The organism is Luteibacter rhizovicinus DSM 16549 (genome assembly GCF_001887595.1).
GTDB classification, from domain to species: Bacteria; Pseudomonadota; Gammaproteobacteria; order Xanthomonadales; family Rhodanobacteraceae; genus Luteibacter; species Luteibacter rhizovicinus.
Genome location: NZ_CP017480.1, coordinates 3,798,439 through 3,820,069, shown reverse-complemented (window position 1 = coordinate 3,820,069; position 21,631 = coordinate 3,798,439). Strand labels below are relative to the sequence as shown.

Below are 21,631 nucleotides of genomic sequence, written 5' to 3'. Positions count from 1 at the left end.
CGCCGCGCACGGTGAGGCGCCGCAACGTTCCCGGCAGCCTCACCGATAGACAAACGCCCGTCTTGGAAGCCCCCCGACGGTTTGAACGTGACGATCTTGCGAGGCCCACTCATACCTGCGGATGATTGTCGCGACGAAAAAATCGGCGCTAGAGTGGAGAGCGGGGGGCCGCTGAGGAGGTATCCCATGAAGATTCTGATGGTGCTCACGTCGCACGACACGCTGGGGAACACGGGACGCAAGACCGGCTTCTGGCTCGAGGAATTCGCTGCGCCTTATTACGTGTTCACGGATGCCGGCGTGTCGGTCACGGTGGCATCGCCCAAGGGCGGCCAGCCGCCCATCGATCCGAAGAGTGACGAACCGGACAACCAGACCCCTGCGCAGACGCGTTTCAAGGCCGATCCCGCCGCGCTCAAGGTGCTCGCCAACACGGTGAAGCTGGACAGCGTCTCCGAGAAGGACTTCGATACCATCTTCTATTCGGGCGGCCACGGGCCGATGTGGGATCTCGCCGAGGATCCGGTCTCCATCGCGCTCATCGAATCCTTCTACAACGCGGACAAGCCGGTCGCCACGGTCTGCCACGCACCGGGTGTGTTGCACCACGTGAAGTACAAAGGCGAATCCATCGTCAAGGGAAAGCGCGTAACCGGCTTTACCAATGACGAGGAAGAAGCGGTGGGCCTGACCAAGGTCGTACCCTTTCTGGTCGAGGACGAGTTGCAGCGACTGGGTGGGAAGTTCGAGAAAGTCGCCAACTGGCAGCCCTTCACGATCACCGACGGCCACCTGATCACCGGGCAGAACCCGGCATCGTCGACCGTGACCGCCAAGGCGCTGCTCGCCTTGATGGCCACGTTGCAAAAGGCCTAGCTGCGCACGAACTAGCCGGTGAGGCTTACGGACGCTTCCGTCGTCAGCGACAGGAAGGTAAAGGTCTCCTGCAGGTACAGGCGGACTTCGTTCGCGTCGTGCGAGTCGTAGCCAATGGAGACATCCTGGCCGAGGTGCAGTTCGAAGTCGCCACCGCGCGTCGTGGTGAGCACGCCGCCTTCGATCGCGGGCGCCCAGACGATGCCGCCATCGAGCATCGCATGCAGCTCGCGAAACACGGGGTAACCCTCATCGGTTGCCCCGTTGAGGTCGGCGTACGCCTTGGCGCCGATCGCCAGCCGGTAGGGGCCGTTCACACCGGCGAGGCGCAGTGCGTTCAGGGCCTGGGCGACCGCCACCGGATAAGCCGTCAGGTCGGCCGGCAGGGCGATCGACGCGTTGCTGGAGGTGTTGCGAATACCGGCGATGCCGGCGGCGGCATAGCCGTCGAAGACCGCGCGATCTTCAGCGAAGGCCAGTTGCCGCGCGGCATCCTTCAGCGGCTGCAGGTCCGGATCGTTGGAGCCGCGTGCGACATCGTCCAGATCCTGCCGCGACAACACGAACGGAACGCGCAGTTCGACCATCGCGGCGACCTGACGCTGCCGCGCCTGGATGCCATCGCTGGGTGTGTCGATCGTGCGCGCGTGACCGGTGCCGACACCGGCATAGTCGTAACCCCTGGGGCCGACGACATCGACGATGCGCCGTGCCGCCATGTATTCCTTCAGCGTACGTGTCGCTTCGTCTTCGATCTGCTCCCAGGCGCTGCCGCTGATGGGCGCGAGTTCGCGAAAAAGATTATTCATGGGTGTTCTCCGTCTTTAGCGAACCGATACCGAGTGAACCATCGGATGCGCGAGGTGTGCTGTCTTGTTCGTTCGCATCGCTGCGGCTTGCCGCCTGTTCGGCCGGGGCATCCGGGATGCCGTCGAGGAAGGTCGCCGAGGGCACGAAGAACAGGCTGCCGGTGACCGCCGTGCTGAAGTCGAGCAGGCGATCGTAGTTGCCGGGCGGCTTGCCGACGAACATATTCGTGAGCATCTGTTCCGTCCGTGCTGGCGAGCGCGCATAGCCGATGAAATACGTGCCGAACTCGCCCTTGCCCACCTCGCCGAACGGCATGTTGTCGCGCACGATGTCGAGTTCGACGCCGTCCTCGACGATGGACGTGAGCACGTTGTGTGCGTAGGACGGCTTGACCGCATCGTCCAGCTCGATGTTCGTCTGTTTCTCCCGGCCGATGATGCGCTCCTGCGCTTCGACGGGCACGGCATTCCAGCGTTTGAGGTCATGCAGGTACTTCTGCACGATCACGTAGCTTCCGCCGATGAAGGCGCTATCTTCGTCACCGATGACGGCCGCCTCGATGGCATCGGCATCCTGTGGATTCTCCGTGCCGTCGACAAAGCCGATCAGGTCGCGGTCGTCGAAATACTTGAACCCGTGCACCTCATCGAGCGCCGTGACCGCATCGCCGAGACGCGACATGACCTGTGTGGCGAACTCGAAGCAGAGATCCTCGCGCATGGCGCGAATGTGCAGGAGGATGTCGCCGGGCGTCGAGACCGCGCGATGCACGCCGTTGATTTCCCGGAAGGTATGCAGCTCCGCAGGCCGTGGACCGGCAAACAGGCGGTCCCAGGCTTCCGAGCCAAAGCCCAGGACGCAGCTCAGCCGGCCATCGAGGTCGCGAAACCCGACCGCGCGAAGCAGTCCGGCCAGGTCGCCGCAGAGCGAGCGGACCGCGTCTTCGGCGCTATCGCCCGGATGGATCTTGAGGACGAGGAAGATGGCCGAGCGCGTAAGCGTGGCGACGACGGGTTGCGCAACGACGGTAGCCACGAAGGGCTCCTTTCCACGGAAGGGCATAAAGCGGTCATTCTCGTCCGAGCCCATGCCAACAGACAAGACATTGCGCTGGCAGCAGGGTAGTTTCCACCAAAGTGCGTCACATCCCTATCGCCCCGGAGCATCCCCATGAGTCACCTGCCGCCCTTCGATTACCTGACCTCGTCCGCGCGCTGGTTCGGCACGGAGGGCGCGAAGCTCAACCAGACGGCGCGACGCGTGCTCGAACATGCCACCCGGCGGGTGGCGGTCACCCAGGATATCAACGAACGTATCGACGCCAAGACCACCTACGGGCAGCGCCTCGCGGACAAGGTCGCAGCCTTCGGCGGCTCGTAGACCTTCATCATCGTTTTCGTCGGCATCCTGGTGGCCTGGGTGGTCTTGAACAGCCTGCTGCTTGGCCGCTCCGCCGTCGACCCCTACCCCTACATCTTCCTTAACCTGATGCTGTCCATGCTGGCCGCCTTCCAGGCCCCCGTGATCATGATGAGCCAGAACCGCCAGTCCTCGAAGGACCGCGAGATGGCCGCATACGATTACGAAGTGAACCTCAAGGCCGAGGTAGAGATCCTGGCCCTGCACGAAAAGCTCGATGCGTTGCGCAACGAGCAGGTCATGCAGCTGCTGGCCCAGCAGCAGGCCCAGATCGACCTGCTTACGCGCTTGGTCAAGGAAGGCGGTAAGTAAGGCGCGTCAGCCGTCCATTTCCTCGCAGGCCTGGACCATCGCACCGGGATGCGTCTGGTCGCAGGGCCGGTTGGGAATTACCGGTTCAGTCTTCGGTGCCAGGTGCGTGACGATGTCTGCGCCGACACTCAAGGTCTTGCCGACGGGACAGCGGTCCGCCATGTCGAGCAGGCGCGCCGCTTGTGCTTCATCGAGCGAGCCTTCGATGTAAAGCGCGCGCTCGAAAGTATCGCGCCCGGTGATCGCGTCGCGTCGATGCGTCACCGACACCTGGACATCGGTCAAGGCAAGGCCCTTACGGCGCGCATACAGGCCCAGGGTCATCGCCGTGCAGGCACCCAGGGCGGCACTCAGCAGGTCATACGGTGTCGGCCCCGAGGCGAGGCCGCCCATCGCCAGCGGCTCGTCGACGAAGAACGAAGGGCCCTGGGCGTTCACACGGACCTGGAAGTCACCTTGCCCGGTGGGCTGGACGATGACGGGCTGGGATGTCATGGATGCAACTCCTTTACGACGCCGAGCCGATCGCTTCGAGCCAAAGCGCCACGGCAAAAGCGCCGGGGTCCGCGTGACCCAGCGTGCGCTCGCCGAGATAGGACGAACGGCCCAGTCGCGGCCGCATTTGCCGGGTCGCTTCGACGCCGGCATGCGCCGCCTCGATCGCGGCCCGAAGGATCGCAGGCGCCGCATCGCCGCGCGCGATCGCGGCGTCCATCGCGTCGGCCGCGGGAATCAAAGCATCGAGCATGGTGCGGTCGCCCGCCTTGCCGCCACCCAGGGTCTGCACGCCTTCGATGCCCGCACGGAAGCCCGCCGCCCAGGCCGCCGGTGAGTCGACCTCGTCGCGCTCGGCGAGATGGCTGGCGCCACGCACCACGAAGGCGGCATACAGCGGACCCGACGTGCCACCGAGTTCACGACGCAGGATCGAAGCGAGCGCGTGCAAAGCAGCGGCGGGATGCACCTTGTCGAGATCGGGAAGCGCAGCGTCGACCGCGCGCGCACCACGCGTCAGACTCAGGCCGATGTCGCCATCACCGACGACGGAATCCAGTTCGGTCAAGGTGTGTTCCGCCTTCTGCAACGCAGCAGACACAGCGCGGAGCGACGCAATGAACTGTGCCGGGCGCTCGGATAGCGTCCAGGCCGGCCCTGCCGGCAACGCGGCCTGCGTGGCCGCGCGCGCCTCGACGCTCGGTGCCGTCGTCACCGGATGCGTCGGCGCGCTCCAGGCACCGGCGGTCGCGGGTGCGAGCAGGCGCTCGCTGCGTCCGGCGTCCAGGCGCATCATGCTCAGCGAACAGCCCGGCATTTCCAGCGCGGTGAGGAAGGTGCCGACCTGCACCATCGCCACCTCGACATCTGCCGCGGCCAGCCGCTGGAGCGCGTGGCGAGCGACGATGGCGAGCTCTTGCACGGCCGTGCCGCCGAGGTTGTTGACCAGCAACGCGACGCGTTCGCCGGACCGGAATTTGCCGCGCTCCAGCAAACGGTCGAGCAAGGTGTCGAGCATCGCATCGGCCGTGGCGATGGGGCCGCGCTTGGCGCCGCGTTCGCCATGGATGCCCAGACCGTATTCGACTTCGCTGTCGGAGAGCTCGAAGCCGGGCGTGCCGGCGGCGGGCACGATGCACGCGCCCAGGCCCAGGCCCATGCTGAAGACGGCGTCGATGGCGCCCTGCGCCTCCTGCTTGACCTCGGCGAGCGAAAGGCCCGCCTCGGCGGCGGCACCGGCCACCTTGTGGACGAGCACCGTACCGGCGATACCGCGTCGACCGACCGCGCCATCATCGGTATCCAGCGCGACATCGTCGCCCACCACGACCAGGTCCACGGTCACGCCGGCCGCGCGTGCGAGTTCCGCGGCCAGGCCGAAGTTGAGGCGGTCGCCGGTGTAATTCTTGACGATGAGCAGGACGCCGCCCGGGCCGGCCACGGCGAGGATGGCTGCGAGGACGGCGTCGACGCTGGGCGAGGTGAAGACTTCACCCACCACGGCGGCGGTGAGCATGCCCTGGCCGATATAGCCCGCGTGCGCGGGCTCGTGGCCGGCACCACCGCCGGAAATCAGGGCGACCTTGCCCGCGGCGGCATGCTGCACGTAGTCCCGGCGCAGCACGACGTTGTGACCGGCGATGCGAGTGAGACGGTCGTCGGCGAGCACGAGGCCTTCGACCATCTCGCTGACGACCTGAAGCGGATCGTTGATGAGTTTCTTCACGTGTCGTTCCTCGAGGCAGGTGGACGAACGCGCCTGGCCGGGGCCGGGCTAGTGCCGGGAGTCTCGCATAGATTCACGCGGCCGGCGTTGACCTCTGCGTTTCATCCAAGTGATCATCCATTGATTCCCCAGGGGCAACACTCTCATTCCTTCAGCGGCACTTTCTTGCGTGCGCCGCTTGCAATAAAACATCGAGGTTCATCCACCGTCAGCAGAAGGGAGTTCCATGAAGAGCATCGGGTATCGCACGTTCCTGTTCGGCATCGCCGCCTCCGCCGCCGTGACCCTGTTCGCCAGCGCCATCACGCCCGTACATGCCCAGGGCACGACAGCGAGCATGTTCGGCCAGGGTCCGGCGGGCGGACTGGTGACCGCCAAGAGCTCTACCGGCGCCCAGCGCCACGCCACGATCGGCGACAACGGCCGCTACAAGATCATCCCGATCCCCGTGGGTACCTACACCATCACCCTTGAGAAAGACGGCAAGGTGCTCGATACCCGAAAGAACATCCCGCTGACCGTCGGCAAGGGCGCCGAGATCGACTTCGCCTGCGAAAACGACAAGTGCGCAACCGATAGCTGATCGTTCGATCCCCTGCCATCCTCAGGGCCGCCCGATGTCCGGGCGGCCCTGACCTGAAGTTGCAACATTCGGCCCCTAGGCTCCCGGGATCACCCTGGAGCCGATGTGTCTGCCGAGACCCCACCGAGCTGGGCGCGACTGCTGGCCGACAAGGGGCCTAGCCTCGCCAACTACTTCCTCCGCCGCGTCGCCCATCGCTGGGACGCGCAAGACCTCGTGCAGGAGGTCTATCTCCGCTTGCTACGTTCTGGCGATGCAGGCGCGGGTGCCGTACGGAACCCCGAGGCGTACCTGTTCGCCGTGGCCGCCAACCTGGTCAAGGAGCACGCGCAGATGCAACAGCGCGCACCGATCAGCAGCGAGGGCCTTGAAGAGGTCATCGAGCGGCTCGCCACGCCGTGCCATGCCGGTGCCGATGTCGATCGCACACTGCGCCGCCAGCGACTGGCCACCCTGATCGGCCGTCTTTCACCCAAGTGCCGCGCCGTGCTGGTGATGCACTATCGCGACGACCTCTCTTACAAGGAGATCGGCGAACAGCTTTCGATCTCGTCGAGCATGGTGAAGAAATACATCGTCAAGGGATTGGCCGCATGTCGGCAAGGGATGGCACGTTATGAATAACCTGCGCCTCATCGAAGAAGCGGCGAACTGGTATCTCGACATGCAGCAGTCGCCCGACGATCGCACGCGGGCCCGGTTCATGGGCTGGCTCCGTCACTCGCCGCAGCACGTGGCCGAATACATGGCGATGGCCCAGATGCATGGGGACCTGCGCGCGGCGACGGCAGCGGAGACGATGTCGCTGGGGGATTTGACGGCGCTTGCGGCGAGTGAGAGTTCGGTGGTGGCGCTGCGTGGGCGAGTTGGTGGCGAGCACCCATCGCCGCTGAAGCGGCTCCCACAAGGGGCATCGCCGCTGAAGCGGCTCCCACAGGAAGCATCGTCGCCGATGGAGGTATCGTCGCCGATGGAGACATCCTGGCCGATGGAGGCGGAGGCTTTCCGTGGGAGCCGATTCATCGGCGATGCCCGTCCGCGAAAGCGCCCGTCTCGCATCTGGCGCTGGGCAGCCGCCGCGGCGATGGTCCTTCTCGTCGGTGGCGGCATCACCGCAGCCTGGCCTTCCCCGGATGCTCCAGGCATCCGTTACGCCGCCGGCATCGACGTTCGCGAGGTCACCCTGGACGACGACACCGTCGTGCAACTCTCACCGCAGAGCGCCATGCTCGTTCGTTTCGACGCCGATGCGCGTCATATCGAGCTGCTGCAAGGCCACGCCTCCTTCGACATCGGCAAGGACCCGGCCCGACCCATGAAGGTCACGGTGGGTCGCCAGCAGATCGACGACGTCGGCACCGTGTTCAACGTGGAACGCAGCGAGGAAGCCGCACAGGTCACCGTCGTCAGTGGACAGGTGTCGGTGTGGAACCTGCCCTCGCCGTGGTTTGCGAAGGCACGTGCACGCCTCACCGGCACAGCCGCGCCACGTGATCGCATTGTCGATCTTCGCGGGGGTGAGTCGGCCCGCGTAGACGCGGACGGCCATCTCACCGCCCGCGGCCAGGCTGGCGTGGCGACGGCGACGCAATGGCTTCCCGCCGATATCCGCTTCCACGATGCCACGGTGGCCGAGGTGGCCCGTCGCTTCAATGCGTATGCGACGCGACCGCTGGTCGTCGACGATCCGGAACTCGCGCGAAAGCGCATCAGCGGCGTGTTCCATGCGCGCGATCCGGAGGCCTTCATCGCCTACATCGGCGGCCTGCCCCACGTGCGCATCGACCGCCGCGCGGACCACGTTCGTTTCGTCACCACGGGCAACGTGTCCCGGCTGTAAGAAAAAATTCATCGAATGAGCGGTACCCGACCGGCGGCGCCGGGACTCTTAGATGGGGTCGGACAGCGATGACTGTCCTCCGTGATCCCCCCTCCAAGGTATGTGACGCCATGCGATCTTCGCTCGCCCTCTGCATCGCCCTCGCCATCGCGGGCACCACCTTCGTGCCCATGGACGCCCACGCCGCTACACAGCCCATCGACGCCATGCCACTGGCACAGGCGCTCGATCGCTTCGCGCACGATGCCGGCTGGCAGGTGGTCTACGGCACCGACGTGCCTGACGGCCTGCGCAGCCACGCCGCGCCCGGCGGCATGCCGGCGGCCGCGCAGCTGACTGCCTTGCTGGCCGGCACGGGCATGACCTACCGCTTCGTGACGCCGACCACGGTGACCATCGTGCCGGGAAACGTCGGGGCCGGCCCGACGCCGGCAGCCGCGCCGCTCCCGTCGATCGACACCCGTGACGAGGCACAGAAGCTGGCCCCGGTCAGCGTACACGCCAACGCCGTGGATACACTCGCGCCGAGCGCCGCGCCGCTGGACGCGACCCAGCCGACCTCGGTGATCGACGAGCGTTTCATTCGCGACGGCCTGCGCTTCAACGCCAATTTCGACGACATCATCAAGTACGCACCCAGCGTGACGGTGACCTCGCCCGAAGGTCCCGGCCTTGGCAAGAACGAAGGCATCAGCATCCGCGGCTTCCAGGATGGCCAGTTCAACATCACCTTCGACGGCATTCCGTTCGGCGACGCCAGCGACCTCCACCACACGACCTCGGCGTACTTCAACAACCACGTGCTCGGCCAGGCGGAGATCGACCGCGGCCCGGGCGGTGGCAGCACGCTGGGCAATGCCACTTTCGGCGGTACGGTGGCGCTGCGTTCGCGCGAGCCGTCGGATGAATCCGGCATCACGCCCTACCTCACGCTGGGAAGCTGGAACACGCGCGCCGGTGGCGTGACCGCCGATGAAACGGTGGGCAACACGCGCATCTTCGCCGATATCTCCAAGGAGTCGAGCGATACCTACCTGCAAGGGACCGACGACAAGCGCGACCATGTTTTCGTCAAGACGATCAGCCAACTGGGCGACGTCACCAGCCTGACCTTCGTGACCAGCTATAACCGGGAGCACCAGAACACCGTGCAGGGCGCGACCAAGGACGAGATCGACCGTTACGGCTGGCGTTTCGGGCTCGGCGACGATCCCACCGTGCAGAACTATAAGGGTGCCAACAACGCAGCCTACTATTCCAGCTTCACGTATGTCGGATTGACCAGCCAGGTCGCCGGCTGGGACGTCGACGACAAGGTCTACCTCAATACCTTCGACCATTGGGCGCGCAAGACCTCGGACGCCTCGGATATCGATCCAGCCGATAACGGCGTGACCTTCTACAACGACAAGGGCAAGAAGGTCTCGACCGCGAAGACCGACCTGCCGGGCAAGCTCTCCGACTCCGGCTTCCACGCCTTCGGCAATGTGCTGCGGCTCGGTCGCGACCTCGGCGACGGCACCTTGCTCACCGGCATCTGGCTCGAACGCAGCCTGGATGCGCGCTACCAGTATCCGGTCGACCTGACGACCGGAGCGAAGACAGGCACGAAGTACGGACCGGTCGACAACTACCTGCTCGACGACCGCACCGATACCGTACAGCCCTACCTGCAGTACGACTGGAAGGTCACGGACGCGATCACCGTGAGCCCGGGCGTACGCTATTCGGAAGTCACGCGCAGCATCGATGCGCCGCTCAACAAGGTCTCGCCGCCGGTACCGCTCAGCGCCGAAGCCACCTACCATGCCGCCCTGCCATCGATCAGCGTACACGACCGCCTCAGCGACACGTGGAGCGCCTATGCCCAGGCGGCTGAGGGATTCCTCGCCCCGCCCATCGACGTGATCCAGGTCAACGGCTCGCACAGCCTGCAGCCGGAAAAGACCAGGAACTTCCAGTTGGGCACGGCCTATGCGTCAAGCAAGCTCACCTTCGGCGCCGACGTCTACTACATCGACTTCTCGAACTTCATCACCGAGACCCAGGTCGCCACCGACAACGGCAACGAGAACACCTTCATCAATGGCGGCGGAGCCATCTACAAGGGCGCCGAAGTCGAAGCGACGTTCGCCCTGACACGCGCGTTGAGCGTGTACGGCAATGCCAGCTACAACAAGGCGACCTACAAGAACAGCAGCGTGCAGGTGGCAGGCACGCCCAAGGTCACGGCGGCCCTGGGCTTGCTGTATAGCAACACCAACGGCTACTTCGGCTCATTGATGGGCAAGTTCCTCGGTCACCAGTACGGCCTCGACAACACGACCGATGCCGCCGGCAACATCCAGTTCCTCAACGACCAGCGCATCGCCGGCTACATGAGCGTCGACGCCGCCGCGGGCTACCGCACCGACAAGGGGCCGGCGGGAACGAAGGGCTATTCGATCAGCGTGGACATGAACAACGTCTTCAACGTGCACAAGTTCACCGGCTATGCCGGCACCCAGTCGGTGAGCGGCGATCCGCTCTACTTCGGCCTGCCGGGCCGCGGCATCTTCCTCGATCTTTCGGTGAAGCTATGAAGACCGCGATCGCCCTGTTCGTTTCGCTCGTCGCCGCGGCGGCAGCGCCCTATCCGGCGGCCGCCGCGTCCACGGCGCCGGCCGTGACCACGCAACTCGACATCGTGCTGATGCGTCACGGCGTGCGCTCACCGACCAAGCCCGCGACCTCGTATGCCGCCTACGCCATCGGCGACTGGCCGGTGTGGCCGGTCGCCCCGGGCATGCTCACGCCACATGGCCACGAAGGCATGACCGCCCTGGGCGGTCGCCTCCGGCGCCTGCTGCTCGACGATGGCGTGATGACCAGGGCCTGCCCCGAACCCGACGCACTCGTGGTGATCGGCGACACCACGCCACGCAATCGCGAAAGCGCCGGCGCGCTCCTCCAGGGGGTCACCCCGGGCTGCCGCGGATCGTTCCTTTCGACCGAAGGCGACGCCAACAACCCGCTGTTCCATTTCGCGAAGGACACCACCTCGGGCAAGCCCGACGACGAGGACGACGATGGCGTTCCGGCGGCTCCGTCAGCGCCCCCGGCGCTGGCCGAGCTGCAGGACGTCCTGCTCGGATGCACGCCGGCAACGTGCGAAGGCATCGCGACCAGGGAGCACAAGAAGCGGCTTCTCGATGATCCCGCCCACGTGGCGAAAGCCATGAAGCTCGCCGGCACGCTCAGCGAGAACCTCATGCTCGCCTACGTGGAAGGGATGCCGATGAAGGCGGTCGCCTTCGGCCGCGCGGATGCCGGCGTGCTCGGTCGCCTGATCACGCTGCACAACGCGCAGTTCGCGACAACGAAGAAGGCCATGCCTGCCGCGGCCAATGCGGGTTCCAACCTCGTCGCGCATATCGTTGCGAGTCTGGACGCCGCGCGCGGCGCAACGCCCGACGTCACGCCGCTCTCGACGTCCCACCGCGGCGCCGTCCTGCTGGTCGGCCATGACACCAATCTCGCCAACGTAGCCGGCGTTCTCGGCCTGGACTGGCACGATCCGCGGGTGCCCGACGATTACCCGCCCGGCGGCGCCCTCGTCTTCAGCCTGGTGCAGCGTGGCGACGCGTACGTCATCCGTATTCGCAGCCTGATGCCATCGATGGAAGCGCTCCGCGCCAATCGTTTCGATGACGTCGTCGCGAAGCCCGTTCGCGTGCAGGGCTGCCGGATCATCGGCGAATGCACCATCGACGAGTTCGACGCCCTGGCACGCAAGGCCATCGACCCCACGCGTGTGGCGTCCGCGTTGCCGACCATGGTCGCCACTCAGGGCGAAAACAGGAAATAGACGAAGCAGACGAAGACCGTCAGATGCACCGCCCCTTGCAACAGGTGCGTCCTGGCACTCGAAAAGGTCAGCAAGGAAAGCACCAGCGTCAGCACGAAGAGGATCAGATCCGTGTGTTCGAGCCCGAGGATCACCGGATGATGGGTCATCTGGCCGATCAACAGGATGCCCGGGATGGTCAGCCCGATCGTGGAAAGCACCGAGCCGAGGAAGATGTTCACCGCGCGCTGCAGGTCGTTACGGCTTGCCGCGCGAATCGCCCCCATGCCTTCGGGCAAGGCGACGAGGATCGCCATCGCGAGGCCGCCCATGGCGGCCGGTGCATTCAGCGTCTCGACGACGTAATCGACGGGGATAGCGAGCTGGTCGACGAGAAAGACCACGGGAATCATGTACGCGATGAGCAGCACCGCCGAGGCAACGGGCCCATGGCGGGCCCTCTTTTCCGGGTCGCCATGGCGGGCCGTGGACGCATCCGTCGTGAAGTAGCCCTTCAGGCGTTTTGCCTGCAGGCCAAGGAAGGTGGCATACAGGGTGAGCATGACGACCACGAGAAACATCTGGTGGGCGAGCGGCAACGGCGCGCCCTCCGCTACATGAGTAAACCTCGGCAGCACCAGGCCGAGCACGCCCAGCGGGATGATCAGCCCGAGGTAGGCGTTCGCACCCTGCAGGTTGTAAGCCTGCTCGCGGTGCTTCCAGCCACCCCACAGCAGTGACAGGCCAACCATGCCGTTGAGCACGATCATGGTCACCGAGAACAAGGTGTCCCGGGCCAGCGTCGGATTGTTCGCGCCGTGCAGCATGACCGCCGAGATGCTCATGATCTCGATCGAGGTCACCGCGATGGTGAGCACGAGCGTGCCGATCGGTTCACCCAGATAGCGTGCGAGACGCTCCGCATGCCTCAGCACGGCGAGCGCGGAACCCAGGATGACGACGAACAGCCAGATGAAGACCACGATCAGCCAGGACCGGGACTCGAGACCGGCAAGGAGCGTGTCGTGCATGCCCAGGAACACGGCGCAGGTCGCCACGGTGACGACCAGGAACCACTCCTCTCGCGCAAACGCGACCGGTGTGCTCATGCATGCTCCACGAAGGACGGCAGGCGGACTGTGCCCTAACGTGCCCGACGTCGCGCCGGTTGGCAAGCACGCCCAGTAGAACTACCTAGCCACGGATAGTGGTCCTACGCTCGTCGGGCGCACGCCGCCTGGACGACGATGCAGGCTCCAACAGGAGCCTTCCCATGCGCAAGCCGACCTTCTTCCTGATCCCGGCCCTCGGCCTCGCCCTGACCGTGCCACTCGCTGTCCATGCGCAGCCACAGACACCGGCGCCCGCGTCCAGCGCCCCTGCGGGAGCACTCGAGCTGGTGCGCGAGCAGGAAGTCCAGACAGCCACCGTGGTCGCCATCGACAGGCAGAGCCGCTTCGTCACCTTGCGTGAGGGCAAGGGCGACAAGCACGAGTTCACCATCGAGGCAGGCCCTGAAGTACGCAACTTCGATCAGCTGAAAGTCGGCGATGTGGTGATCGCCACCTACCAGGCGGCCGCCGCACTGGAGCTGCTCCCTGCGGGAAGCGCCTCGACCGGCGTCGTGACGAGCAGCGACGCGGCCCGTGCACCCAAGGGCACGCTACCGGGCGCTGCCGCGCAGCAATCGATCTCGATCACCAGCAAGCTCACTGCGATCGACCTGAAGAAACACACGGTGACGTTGCAGGGTCCCGATGGCAAGCAGCGCCTGATCGAAGTGAAGGACCCGGAACGCCAGGCCCGCATGACGAAGCTGCGGGTCGGCGACCTGGTCCGTATCACGTACGTGGAAGCAGTCGCGATCGACGTGACACCGAAACCTCGCTGAGCCCGTGACGGGCCTCAGCGTGCTTCCGGTGTGTTGACGGGGACCGGGCCGCCCGTGTCGCCAATCAGCGACACGGCATCGAGCAGGCGCTGCTCGCGAACATCGAGCGCGTTCTGCTGGGTGCTGTACAGCGTGGTCTGCGCGGTAACGGCCGTGGTGTAGTCGACCGTGCCGGCCTTGTATTCATTGAAAGCGATCTCGGAACCCCGCGTCGCGTCGCTCACAGCGGCGTCCAGGACCTCGGCCTGCTGCGCAAGTATCCGGATACCAGCCAGATCATCCTCGACGTTCTGCAGCGCGGTGAGCACCGTGCCGCGGTAGTTCGCAACAGCTGACTCATACGATGCGCGTGCCGCGGCGACCTGGCCATGGCGTGCGCCGGCATCGAAGATCGTCTCGCTCACGTCGGCACCGAGCGACCAGACGTGGTTGGCCACGTGCAGCAGCCCGGCAAGCGGTGACTGCGAAAAACCATCTGCGCCGGACAGCGTGATATCCGGATAGTAGGCCGCTATCGCGACGCCGATCGCGGCGTTCTGCGCAGCCATCTCGCGCTCGGCCACGGCGATGTCCGGACGCCGCTGCAACAGCGTAGCGGGCATGCCGACCGGGACGGACGGCAAGGTCGGCAAAGCAGTGCTATGCGGGATATCCAGTTCCTCCGGTGTCTTGCCAACCAGGACGGCGATCGCATGCGCATACCGGGCCCGCGACACGCCCAGCGCGATCAGGCTCGACTGCGCGTTCTCCAGCTGCGTGCGCGCCGTGATGACGTCCGACGGCGGTGTGATCCCGGCCTTGCCCTGGTTGCCGACCACGCGCAGGAATTCCTTGTACGCATCGACCGTGCGAGAGAGCAGATCGATATTGGCATCGGTCACGCGCAGGTCGATCACCGCCGTGGCCAGGGCCACCTGTTCGGTCAGCGTGGCATTGGCGAGCGTCGCCGCACTGGCCTCGGCGGTGGCCTTGTTCTCCTCGACCGTGCGGCGCGTCTTGCCCCAGAAGTCCGGTGCCCAGCTCACATTGCCTTCCAGCGAACCCGCCGTGCGTATGCCTGGATTGACCGACACGGTGTTGCCCGTGCCGTTGCTCGCGCTGCGCTGCTTCGTCGCGGAACCGGTGATGCCGATAGTCGGGAACAAGGCACTACGCGCGATCTGCACCTCGGCCAGCGCCTCCTGGTAATTCGCATCGCTCTGCTTCACCGTCTGGTTGGACACCGACACCATGGGTTCGAGCTGGTCGAGCAGCGGGTCGTGGAACACGGCCCACCAGTCGCCCTTCGGCGCCGCATCGTCCGGCTGGGCCTTGAGCCAGCCCGGCGTTTCCTTATAGGCGACAGGCAGCGCCATCTCCGGCTTTTTGTAATCGGGGCCGACCATGCAACCGTGCAACAACCAGGCGATCGAGGCGACGAGTAGGGTTCGGGAAGTCTTCATAGGGGGGTGCTCGCGTCGACGTGGTTCCATGGCAGGCGGTCGTTCCACCGTGCCAGCCTGGCGCGGAAACCGTCCAGGTAGAGATAGATCACCGGTGTGGTGTAGAGCGTGACGACCTGGCTGAGGATGAGCCCGCCCATCACGGTAATGCCTAGTGGCTGGCGCAACGAGGCGCCCTGCCCGATGCCGATGGCCAGGGGCACGGCGCCGAGCACGGCAGCTGCCGTAGTCATCATGATCGGGCGCAAGCGGATCACCGCCGCGTTGTGGATCGCTTCGCGCGCGTCGAGTCCCTCGTCGCGCTGCAAGTGGATCGCCACGTCGATCATCATGATCGCGTTCTTCTTCACGATGCCGATCAGCAGGATGATGCCGATCATCGCGATGACCGAGAACGGCGTGCCGAAGATCAGCAGCGCAAGCGTCGCACCGATGCCCGCCGATGGCAGGGTCGACAGGATCGTCAACGGATGCACGGTGTTTTCGTAGAGGACGCCGAGCACGATATACACCGCGACCAGCGCGGCGACGACCAGCAAGGGCATCGTCGACATCGACTGCCCGTACACCTGCGCCGCGCCGGCGAAGCTGCCGTGCACCGATGCCGGCAGGCCGATCTGCTGCGATACCTGGCCGATGATGCTCGAGGCCTGGCTCAGCGATCCGCCGGGTGGCAGGTTGAACGAGATCGTCGCCGCGACCAGCCCGTCCTGATGGCTGACCTGGGTGGCCGTGTGGTTGCTCACGTAGCTGGCGATGGCCGGGAATGGCACCAGGGTCTCCGCCGCCGTGCTGTCCGCGCTGCCACTGGAACCGCCGCCCTTGGCGTTGGAGATCGCGTTGGTCAACAGGTTCGCCTCGGCATCGGCGTTCTTCGCATTGGTCGACGTCGAGGCGCCTGATGTCGTACTGGCCACGGTCGTCGCCGTGACACCCTTCACCAACGAACTCGACATCTGCGTCTGTTGTGTACCGCTCGCGTTACCCGCCGAGGTACTGAAACGCATGCGTTCGAGCATCTGCGGGTACTGCCAGTACGATGGCGCGACTTCCATCACGACGTAGTACTGGTTGAGCTCGTTGTAGACCGTGGACACCGTGCGCTGGCCGAACGCGTCGTACAGGCCGGTATCGATCTGATTGGGCGCGAAGCCGTAGCGCGCCGCTGTCGCGCGGTCGAAGTTCACGTAGATCTGCAGGCCATGCTGCTGCAGATCCGAGTTGACGTCGGACAACCGCTCCTTGCTCAAGGCCGCAACCAGCTTCGGCACCCAGGTGAACAAGGTGTCGGGGTCGTCGCTGGTGAGCGTGTACTGGTATTCCGCGGCCGACTGGCGGCCGCCGATGCGCAGGTCCTGCGCGGCCTGCAGGAGCAGCCGGGCGCCCGATACCGCGTTGAGCTTCGGTCGCAGCCGGTCGACCACCTGGGCCGCGGATATCTTGCGCTCCGCCAGCGGCTTCAGCTCGATGAAGACGTTCGCGGTATTCAGGGCACGGCCGCCGGTGAAACCGGCGACGGATGCTACGGCCGGGTCCTTCTGGACGATCGCCTGCAACTGGGCGAGTTTCTTCTCCATCGCCTGAAAGGAGATGCTCTGGTCCGCGATGATCTGCCCCTGCAGGATGCCGTTGTCCTGTTCGGGGAAGAAGGTCGACGGCACGAAGCGGATGAGGAACACGTTGAGCACGATCAGGCCGATCAGGACAAGCGCGACCAGCAAGCGATGATCCAGTGCCGTCGCCAGCGAGCGATCGTAGCCCTGCTTGAAGCGCTCGAACTGACGCTCCGACCAGGCGGCCACCCGACCCGGCTGCCTGGCCGTCCCGCGCGAGCGCAGCACGAAGGCCGCCATGGTCGGCGTGACGGTCAGCGAAATCACCAGCGAGAGCAGGATCGCGATCGACAACGTCACGGCGAACTCGTGGAACAGCAGGCCGACGATGCCGGGCATCAGCAGGATGGGCAGGAAGACCGCGATCAGCGACAGGCTCATGGAGATCACAGTGAAGCTGACTTCGGCGCTGCCGAGCAAGGCCGCCTCGCGCACATCCATGCCTTCGTCCACGTGGCGCACGATATTCTCGAGCACCACCACGGCATCGTCGACGACGAAGCCGGTACCGATCGTGAGGGCCATCAACGACAGGTTGTCGAGGCTGTAACCGAGCAGGTACATCGGACCGAACGTGCCGATGATGGACAGCGGCAAAGCCACCGCCGGGACCAGCACCGCCCGAGGCGATTGCAGGAAGACGAAGACCACGCCGATGACCAGGAGCACGGCGATGAACAGCGTCCGCTCCGTATCGTCCACGGCCGCGTTGACCGACTGCGAGCGATCCACCGCGATACCGACATGCACATCGTGCGGCAAGGTCGCTTCGACATTGGGCAGCACCTTGCGGATCTGCCCGACGGTCCTGACGATGTTGCTGCCCGGCAGCGGGTAGACGATGACGAGCACCGCGTCCTTGCCGTTGTAGAGGCCGGCGTTGCGCAGGTTCTCCGCCGAGTCCTTGACCTCGGCGACATCGCGCAGGAACACCGGGGAGCCCTGGCGATACGCCACCACGATGTCGCGGTACGGCGCCGCCTTGCTGATCTGGTCGTTGGAGAGCACCTCGAAACGCTGGTCGCCCTGGTCGATGTGGCCTTTGGCGCTGTTGGCGTTCGCCGAGCTGAGCGCGGCGCGCACGTCCTCCAGGCCGATGCCGTAGCTGTTGAGCTGATCGGGCTGGAGTTCGACGCGCACCGAGGGCAAGGCGCTGCCACCCAGGGTGATCTGGCCGACGCCATCCACCTGCGACAGCTGCTGCTGGAGGATGGAGTTGGCCGAGTCGTAGAGCTGGGCGCGCGTCAGTGTGGCCGAGGTGAGCGCGAGCACCATGATCGGCGCATCGGATGGGTTGTACTGCCGGTACGTGGGGTTGTTGCGCAGGGTGCTTGGCAGGTCGGCGCGCGCCGCCTGGATCGCCGCCTGGACATCGCGTGCGGCGCCGTTGATATCGCGGCCGAGACCGAACTGGATCACCACCTGGGCCGAGCCGACCGAACTGGACGAGGTCAGCTCGGAGACATCGGCGATCGCGCTCAACCGCCGTTCCAGCGGCGCCGCCACGGTCGAGGCCATGATGTCCGGGCTCGCACCCGCCATGCTCGCCTGCACCACGATGACCGGGAAGGTCACGTTGGGCAGCGGCGCCACGGGCAGGTTGAAGTAACCCAGCGCACCGGACAGCAGGATGGCAACGGCCAGCAAGGTGGTCGCCACCGGTCGCCGGATGAACAGGCCCGGGATACTCATGACTCGTGACCGATCAGCTTCTGCTCGGGTTTCGGCCGGAAGCGCAAGGCCAGCCTGTCGAAGAACAGGTAGATCACCGGCGTAGTGAACAGCGTCAACAACTGGCTCAATGCCAGGCCGCCGATGATCGCCAGACCGAGCGGCCGGCGCAGCTCGGAACCCGTGCCGTTACCCACCAGCATCGGCAAGGCACCGAGCATGGCCGCCAGCGTCGTCATCAGGATGGGGCGGAAGCGCAGCAGCGAGGCCTCGAAAATGGCTTCCGCTGGCGGCTTGCCATGCACACGCTCGGCCTCCAGCGCGAAGTCCACGATCATGATCGCGTTCTTCTTCACGATACCGATGAGCAACACGATACCGATGATGCCGATCACATCCAGGTCGTGACCAGCCACCATCAGGGCCAGCAAGGCGCCGATGCCGGCCGACGGCAGGGTCGAGAGAATGGTCAATGGATGGACGAAACTCTCGTAGAGCACGCCGAGCACGATATAGACCGCGACGAGCGCGGCGATCAGCAGATACACCTCGCTGGACAGCGAATCCTGGAAAGCCTGTGCCGCACCCTGGAACGACGAGGTGACCGACGCCGGCAGGTGCACCGCCTGCTCCGCTGCCGTGATTTCCTTCACCGCCGAACTCAACGAGGCGCCCGCGGTCAGGTTGAACGACACCGTCACCGCCGGGAACTGCGCAAGATGGCTGACCACCAGCGGCGACTTCACGATCTGGATCGCGGCGATACCTTTCAACGGTACCTGCCCGCTGCTCCCCGTCTGGCTGGGAAGGTAGATGTCGCCCAGCGATGCTACCGTCGGCAGGCTTTCCGGCTTGGCCACCAGGATCACGCGGTACTGACCCGACTGCTCGAAGATGGTCGAGACGATGCGTTGTCCCAGCGCGTCATAAAGGGCGTTGTCGATCGTCGCCGGCGTGATGCCGTAGCGCGCGGCGAGCTGGCGATTCACCTCGACGTTCACCGCGAGACCGTCGTTATTGAGATCGCTGGTGACATCGGTGATCGAGTCGATCGTGTGCATGCGCTCGATCAGGGCGGGCACGTACTTGCCTAGTTCCTGCACGGAGGATCCGCGCAGGACGAACTGGTACTGGTTCGGCGATACCGTCGTATCCAGCGTCAGGTCTTGCTCCGGTTGGACGAAAAGGCGGATGCCGGACACGTTCGCGGTCTCGCGTTGCAGGTTGCGGGCGATCTCGGCGGCGCTGGAGGAACGATCGTGCTTGGCCTTGAGGCCGATAAGGAAGCGGCCGTTGTTGAGCGTCTTGTTGGTACCGTCGATGCCGACGTACGAGGTCAGGCCGGTCACGTCGGGATCCTTCAGGATCGCATCGGCCAGTTCGGCCTGCCGCTTGACCATGGCGCTATAGGACACCGAGTTGTCCGCCACGCTGATACCCTCGACCGCGCCCACGTCCTGGGTCGGGAACAGGCCCTTGGGAATGACGACGTAGAGCACGACGGTCAGCGCGACCGTGACCAGGAAGACGATCAGGGTGAGCGTCTGCCTGGCCATGACGAAGCGCAGGCCACGCTCATAAGCCGCCAGCGTCTTGTCGAACAGGCCCTCACTGATCCGTTCGAAGCGACTCGGGTGCCGCTCCGCCTGGGCACGCAGAATGCGCGCACACAGCATGGGTACGAGGGTGAGCGAGACGATGCCCGAGATGACGATGGTCACCGCCAGGGTCACCGCGAATTCGTTGAACAGCCGGCCGATGACGCCACCCATGAAGAGCAACGGGATCAGCACGGCGATCAGCGAGACGGTCAGCGAGACGATGGTGAAGCCGATCTGGCCCGCGCCCTCGAGCGCTGCCTCGAGTGGCGGCATGCCTTCCTCGAGGTAACGCACGATGTTCTCGATCATGACGATGGAGTCGTCGACCACGAAGCCGGTGGCGATGATAAGGGCCATCAGCGAGAGGTTGTCGATGGAGTAACCCAGTTCGTACATCGCGGCCAGCGTGCCGATCAGCGAGACCGGCACCGAGATGCTGGGGATGATCGTCGCCGGAATGTTGCGCAGGAAGACGAAGATCACCAGCACGACGAGCACGATGGCGAGACCGAGTTCGAACGCCGCGTCCGAGACGGACGAACGGATCACACCCGTGCTGTCGGCGACGATCTCGACCTTCATGCCGGCCGGCAGGGTGGACTCCAGCTGCGGCAGCTTCGCCTTGATCTGGTCGACCGTGGCGATCACGTTTGCACCCGGCTGTCGCTGGACGTTCAGCACGATGGCCTGGGTCTTGCCGAACCAGGCGCCCTGCTCCGTGTTCTGCGCCGATTGCGTGACCCGGGCGATATCGCGCAGGTAGACCGGTGCACCGTTCTGGTACGACACCACGGTGGCCAGGTAATCCTTTGGATCACGGATCTGGTCGTTACCGTTGATGGTGTAGTCGAGTTCGGGACCGTCGAAATTACCCTTGGGCTGGCTCACGTTGACGTTGGCCAGCAGCGAGCGCAGGTCATCGATGTTGAGGCCGTACGCTGCCAGCTTCTTCGGATCCGCTTCGACACGAATGGCCGGGACGTTGCCGCCGGCGGGCACGACCAGACCCACACCCGGCACTTCGGCGATCTTCGAGCCGAGGCGGTTATTGGCGACATCCTCCAGCTGCGGCAGCGACATCGATGCCGAAGTCACGGCCAGGGTGAGGATCGGCAGGTCGGCGGGGTTGACCTTGGCGTAGGTCGGTGGCGCGGGAAGGCCGGCAGGCAGCAGGCTGTTCGCGGCGTTGATCGCCTCCTGCACGTTCTGCTCCGCCACGTCGAGGCTGAGCGAGAGATCGAACTGCAGGGTGATGACCGATGCCCCGGCAGAGCTGTTCGAGGTCATCTGCTGGAGGCCCGGAATTTCACCCAGCTGCACTTCCAGCGGCGCCGTCACCGTATTCGCCATCACCGATGGGCTGGCACCGGGGTAGAACGTCTGCACCTGGATCACCGGGTAGTCGACCGCGGGCAGCGAGGACACCGGCAAGAAACGCACGGCCACGAGGCCGACGAGGACGAGCGCGAGCATCAGGAGCGCGGTGGCTACCGGCCTGAGTACGAACAAACGGGAAATATTCATCG

The 21,631-nt window shown here is 65.3% G+C and carries 17 protein-coding genes; 9 read left to right on the top strand and 8 right to left on the bottom strand.

The features are described 5' to 3' along the window. Positions 1-186: 186 nt before the first annotated feature. Positions 187-876 carry a type 1 glutamine amidotransferase domain-containing protein gene (locus BJI69_RS17425; RefSeq protein ID WP_046969293.1) on the top strand — a complete coding sequence of 230 codons (690 nt, stop codon included), beginning with the start codon at positions 187-189 and terminating at the stop codon, positions 874-876. An 11-nt stretch (positions 877-887) separates the two neighbouring features. On the opposite strand, the gene BJI69_RS17420 is transcribed toward BJI69_RS17425, so the two are convergent. After that, positions 888-1,685, bottom strand: coding sequence for a family 1 encapsulin nanocompartment shell protein (locus BJI69_RS17420; RefSeq protein WP_046969294.1), 798 nt, complete (start codon positions 1,683-1,685; stop codon positions 888-890). Then, positions 1,678-2,721 carry a Dyp-type peroxidase gene (locus tag BJI69_RS17415; RefSeq protein ID WP_046969321.1) on the bottom strand — a complete coding sequence of 348 codons (1,044 nt, stop codon included), beginning with the start codon at positions 2,719-2,721 and terminating at the stop codon, positions 1,678-1,680. The genes BJI69_RS17420 and BJI69_RS17415 overlap by 8 nt, the downstream gene beginning before the upstream one ends. A gap of 135 nt (positions 2,722-2,856) precedes the next feature. Between BJI69_RS17415 and BJI69_RS22770 the strand changes: the two genes are divergently transcribed. Together BJI69_RS22770 and BJI69_RS22765 are read left to right on the top strand one after the other, a co-directional pair. Beyond that, on the top strand, positions 2,857-3,066 hold the full coding sequence (locus BJI69_RS22770) for a hypothetical protein (protein ID WP_211258541.1): 210 nt from the start codon (positions 2,857-2,859) through the stop codon (positions 3,064-3,066). Positions 3,067-3,096: 30 nt separating this feature from the next. Then, positions 3,097-3,417: a DUF1003 domain-containing protein gene (locus tag BJI69_RS22765; RefSeq protein WP_219811402.1), complete on the top strand. Its 321-nt coding sequence runs from the start codon at positions 3,097-3,099 to the stop codon at positions 3,415-3,417. Between the two features lie 6 nt (positions 3,418-3,423). Here the strand turns inward: BJI69_RS22765 and BJI69_RS17405 are convergent, their stop codons facing one another. Together BJI69_RS17405 and dhaL are read right to left on the bottom strand one after the other, a co-directional pair. Next, positions 3,424-3,912, bottom strand: a complete 489-nt coding sequence (locus tag BJI69_RS17405) for an OsmC family protein (protein ID WP_046969295.1) — start codon at positions 3,910-3,912, stop codon at positions 3,424-3,426. A gap of 13 nt (positions 3,913-3,925) precedes the next feature. After that, positions 3,926-5,638: a dihydroxyacetone kinase subunit DhaL gene (gene dhaL, locus BJI69_RS17400; protein ID WP_046969296.1), complete on the bottom strand. Its 1,713-nt coding sequence runs from the start codon at positions 5,636-5,638 to the stop codon at positions 3,926-3,928. Positions 5,639-5,864: 226 nt separating this feature from the next. Here dhaL and BJI69_RS17395 point away from each other — a divergent pair, with 226 nt between their 5' ends. The 5 genes from BJI69_RS17395 to BJI69_RS17375 all read left to right on the top strand — a co-directional run bounded on the left by BJI69_RS17395 (position 5,865) and on the right by BJI69_RS17375 (position 11,908). Continuing rightward, positions 5,865-6,221 carry a carboxypeptidase-like regulatory domain-containing protein gene (locus tag BJI69_RS17395; protein ID WP_052767352.1) on the top strand — a complete coding sequence of 119 codons (357 nt, stop codon included), beginning with the start codon at positions 5,865-5,867 and terminating at the stop codon, positions 6,219-6,221. Positions 6,222-6,326: 105 nt separating this feature from the next. Then, positions 6,327-6,845, top strand: coding sequence for an RNA polymerase sigma factor (locus BJI69_RS17390; RefSeq protein WP_046969297.1), 519 nt, complete (start codon positions 6,327-6,329; stop codon positions 6,843-6,845). Beyond that, positions 6,838-8,061 (top strand): FecR family protein, encoded by a 1,224-nt coding sequence (locus BJI69_RS17385; RefSeq protein WP_046969298.1) that lies wholly within the window; start codon positions 6,838-6,840, stop codon positions 8,059-8,061. Before BJI69_RS17390 ends, BJI69_RS17385 begins: the two co-directional genes overlap by 8 nt. Before the next feature lie 110 nt (positions 8,062-8,171). Next, positions 8,172-10,643 (top strand): TonB-dependent receptor, encoded by a 2,472-nt coding sequence (locus BJI69_RS17380; RefSeq protein ID WP_046969299.1) that lies wholly within the window; start codon positions 8,172-8,174, stop codon positions 10,641-10,643. Then, the gene (locus BJI69_RS17375; RefSeq protein ID WP_046969300.1) at positions 10,640-11,908 is read left to right on the top strand and encodes a histidine phosphatase family protein; all 1,269 of its coding nucleotides are present in this window, start codon (positions 10,640-10,642) and stop codon (positions 11,906-11,908) included. Before BJI69_RS17380 ends, BJI69_RS17375 begins: the two co-directional genes overlap by 4 nt. On the opposite strand, the gene BJI69_RS17370 is transcribed toward BJI69_RS17375, so the two are convergent. Next, entirely contained in the window at positions 11,887-12,996 is a 1,110-nt protein-coding gene (locus tag BJI69_RS17370) for a calcium:cation antiporter (RefSeq protein WP_046969301.1), read from the bottom strand. The two genes, BJI69_RS17375 and BJI69_RS17370, sit on opposite strands and share 22 nt — an antisense overlap. Before the next feature lie 164 nt (positions 12,997-13,160). Here BJI69_RS17370 and BJI69_RS17365 point away from each other — a divergent pair, with 164 nt between their 5' ends. After that, positions 13,161-13,778: a hypothetical protein gene (locus BJI69_RS17365; RefSeq protein WP_052767353.1), complete on the top strand. Its 618-nt coding sequence runs from the start codon at positions 13,161-13,163 to the stop codon at positions 13,776-13,778. 14 nt (positions 13,779-13,792) lie between these two features. On the opposite strand, the gene BJI69_RS17360 is transcribed toward BJI69_RS17365, so the two are convergent. The 3 genes from BJI69_RS17360 to BJI69_RS17350 are packed head-to-tail and all read right to left on the bottom strand — an operon-like array spanning position 13,793 to position 21,629. Further along, a complete protein-coding gene (locus tag BJI69_RS17360) occupies positions 13,793-15,220 on the bottom strand; it encodes an efflux transporter outer membrane subunit (protein ID WP_046969302.1) in 1,428 nt (475 codons plus the stop codon). Then, positions 15,217-18,525: an efflux RND transporter permease subunit gene (locus BJI69_RS17355; protein ID WP_046969303.1), complete on the bottom strand. Its 3,309-nt coding sequence runs from the start codon at positions 18,523-18,525 to the stop codon at positions 15,217-15,219. The genes BJI69_RS17360 and BJI69_RS17355 overlap by 4 nt, the downstream gene beginning before the upstream one ends. After that, positions 18,522-21,629: an efflux RND transporter permease subunit gene (locus BJI69_RS17350; RefSeq protein WP_046969304.1), complete on the bottom strand. Its 3,108-nt coding sequence runs from the start codon at positions 21,627-21,629 to the stop codon at positions 18,522-18,524. Before BJI69_RS17350 ends, BJI69_RS17355 begins: the two co-directional genes overlap by 4 nt. Positions 21,630-21,631 lie beyond the last annotated feature (2 nt).